Annotated in this window: 4 protein-coding genes and 1 pseudogene; 1 reads left to right on the forward strand and 4 read right to left on the reverse strand. The window is 78.4% G+C overall.

Features of this window, described 5'->3' with window-relative positions; genetic code table 11:
- Positions 1-49: 49 nt before the first annotated feature.
- The 4 genes from ABZ885_RS38700 to ABZ885_RS38715 form a co-directional block, all read right to left on the reverse strand.
- Positions 50-853 carry an SDR family oxidoreductase gene (locus ABZ885_RS38700; protein WP_360199525.1) on the reverse strand — a complete coding sequence of 268 codons (804 nt, stop codon included), beginning with the start codon at positions 851-853 and terminating at the stop codon, positions 50-52.
- A gap of 150 nt (positions 854-1,003) precedes the next feature.
- Complete coding sequence (locus ABZ885_RS38705; RefSeq protein WP_360199527.1) at positions 1,004-1,228, reverse strand: hypothetical protein; 225 nt, start codon at positions 1,226-1,228, stop codon at positions 1,004-1,006.
- A gap of 192 nt (positions 1,229-1,420) precedes the next feature.
- A complete protein-coding gene (locus ABZ885_RS38710) occupies positions 1,421-2,320 on the reverse strand; it encodes a DMT family transporter (RefSeq protein WP_360199529.1) in 900 nt (299 codons plus the stop codon).
- A gap of 103 nt (positions 2,321-2,423) precedes the next feature.
- Complete coding sequence (locus ABZ885_RS38715; protein WP_360199531.1) at positions 2,424-2,597, reverse strand: hypothetical protein; 174 nt, start codon at positions 2,595-2,597, stop codon at positions 2,424-2,426.
- Between the two features lie 123 nt (positions 2,598-2,720).
- Here ABZ885_RS38715 and ABZ885_RS38720 point away from each other — a divergent pair.
- A pseudogene (locus ABZ885_RS38720) lies at positions 2,721-2,811 on the forward strand (phosphatidylserine decarboxylase family protein); the annotation flags it as partial.

The following is a 2,811-nucleotide window of genomic DNA, read 5'->3' on the forward strand; positions in this document are numbered from 1 at the left end:
GCCAGGGCGGCCCGGCGGGCGGTGCGGGCCGGGTCCATCGGCGCCCGCCTCAGCCGAAGCGGGAGGCCATCCGCCGGAAGGTGCCCGGCGCGACGCCGTGGATGCGGGCCGGCAGGCCGAGCCAGCGGGGGACGAAGGGCCGGTCGGCGGCGGTGGTGATGCTCGCGAGCACGGTGTCGGCGACCAGTTCGGGGGTCACCGGGCGGGGCCGTTCGCGCTGGTACGGGGTGCCGCGGCGGTCGAAGAACGGGGTGTCGACCGCACCGGGCAGCACGATCCGGACGCCGACGCCCGTCCCGCGCAGCTCGTACCAGAGGCTTTCGGCGAACATGGCCAGCCCCGCCTTGGTGGCCGCGTAGGCGGCCTCGTCGCGGACGCCGACCTGGCCGGCCATCGAGCCGAGCAGCACGATCCGGCCGCGGCGGCGCTCCAGCATGCCGGGCAGCAGCAGGCGGACCAACCGCAGCGGGGCGGCGAGGTTGACCTCCAGCATCCGGTCCAGGGTGTCGGTGGGCGTCTCGGCGAAGGGTCCGCGCCAGCCGAGCCCGGCGCTGGCGACCAGCGCGTCGACCCGGCCGGTGGCGGCGAGGGCGGCCTCGGCGAGGCGCTGCGGGCCGTCCGGCTTGGCGAGGTCCTCGGGCAGCGCGCGGCCGCCGGTGCGGGCGGCGGCCGCCTCCAGCCGGGCGCGGTCGGTACCGGAGAGCAGCAGCCGCCAGCCGGCCGCGCCGAGGCGGTCCGCGGTGGCCGCGCCGATGCCGGAGGAGGCTCCCGTGACCAGGGCCACCGGTGGGTCGGCCGCGGGGCGCCGGGTGTCCCGGGGGTGTCGGGCGGGTCGGTGGGCGTCGTCCGTCATGGCTCCTGCCGCTCTGTGCGCGCCGTGCCGCGTGCCCGCCCGGGTGGTGCGAAGGTCCGGTCGAGGCGGTCGGCCCGGTGAGTTGGTCCGGCAAGTCACCATCGCACGGTCACGCCGTCCGGGCGACCGGACGGCCCGGGGCGGCAGAGGCTACTGGCCGCCGTCGCCGCCCCCGTCGCCGCCGCTGTCGCCGGAACCGATGCTCCGGCTCCGGCGCCGCCGGTCCTTCGCGGCGCGGCGCACCAGTTCGCCCGCGCCCTGCGTCGCGTGCGCCACGAGGCGCACCCAGCCGGGGCCGCCGCGGTCCGCCCACACGACGCAGACGCATCCGCCGATGACGAGCACCAGGAGGCCGAGCAGCAGGAGGCCGATCATGTCCCCACCCTTGCGGTCGTTCGTACAGTACCGGTGATCATGACAGGCCCGGTGGCGGTCCTCCAAGGGGGCACCCGGCCGACATGCTGTCCACGCCGGGCGTGGACGGGCGCCGAGGGGCGCGCCGTAGCGACAAGGCGCCCCCAGATCGCGCGGGCGAGGCATGGCGAACCGCCCCCAGGCGCCAGGGCGTCAGCAGCGGGGCGGCAGCGCGGCTTCGCCGGCCGCGGCGGGCTCGTCCGGGGCCGGGCCGGCGGCGGGGCCCAGCTCGGCCTCCACCTCGCCGAAGCGGGAGAGCACGAACGTGCCGCCGACCGCCACCACGAACCCGGCCACCGCGCACCAGGCGTAGCCGGGGCGCGCCGCGTCGCCCAGGACGGCCACGCCGACCAGCGCCGGGCCGAAGGTCTCGGCGACCGTCCCGGCCGCCGTCGCCGCCGTCACCGTGCCGCGCTGGAGCGCGAGCGCGTACGCGAGGTAGCCGCCGAGGCCGCCGAGGGCGAGTGCGTACGCCGCCGGGTCGGTGAACACGTCGAGCGGCCCGGCGACGTCGAGGACCCGGACGGCCAGGCTGGTCACGCCGAAGCCGACCCCGGCGAGCAGGCCGAGGCCGGCCGCCGCCACGTTGCCGCTGCGCCGGGCGAGCAGCAGCGTGAGGAGCAGCATCACGGCGGTGGTCGCCAGCAGCGCCCAGTGGAAGGCGGGCGGGGCGTGGTTGCGCCCCTCGTGGCCGGAGCCGAGCGCGAGCAGCGTCAGGCCGACGACCACGGCGGCGATACCGGCCAGGTCGCTGCGCCGCAGCCGGGCGCCGAGCAGCCGGGCGGCGGCGAGCGCGGTGACCGCGAGGCTGGCGTTGGTGACGGCCTGGACGAGGAACAGCGGCAGGGTGCGGAGGGCGACGATGCTCAGGGCGAATCCCGCGATGTCCAGGCCGGTGCCCAGCAGGAACTGCCACGACCGCACCAGTGCGGCCAGCAGCCCGACCCGCACCCGGTCCGCCCGGGGCGCCGACCGGGCGCCGCGCGCCTGGAAGACCGAACCGAAGCCGAAGCAGACGGTCGCGACCAGCGCGGTGGTGAGTCCGAGCAGCATGCCTCTCCCAGCCTCGGCGGCAGGATCCACCACCAGTCTGGTCTCCCGGCCCGGCCGTCGCACACCACGGCCCGGGGCGCGTTCGGGCGGGCCCGGGGCCTGGTCAGGCGAGCCCGGGGAGCCGGGCGGCGGTCCCGGGGTCGCGGCCGGTGCCCTCGGCGGCCACCGGGAGCTGCTGCCAGGGCGGCGGGCCGGCCGGACCGGCGGGTGTGGCGGCATGGAGGGTGTAGTGGTGCGGGGCCATCGCGGTGTCGCGGCCGGGGAGGGCGTCGATCACCGCGCGGTGGGCGGCCTGCGGGGTGAGCGCCGGGTCGGGGGTGGCGATCCGCGCGGCAAGGCGGCCGTCCCGCAAGGCCACGTCGGCCGCGGCGCCGGGGAGGGCGTCGGCCAGCAGGGCCCGCACGTCAACCGGGCGCCCCTGCCCGGCACGGTGACGTCGGTCGAGCACGTCGCGGGCGGCTTCGTGCCCGCGTTCAACAAGGACAGCGACC

Source organism: Kitasatospora sp. NPDC047058, assembly GCF_040643935.1.
GTDB lineage: Bacteria > Actinomycetota > Actinomycetes > Streptomycetales > Streptomycetaceae > Kitasatospora.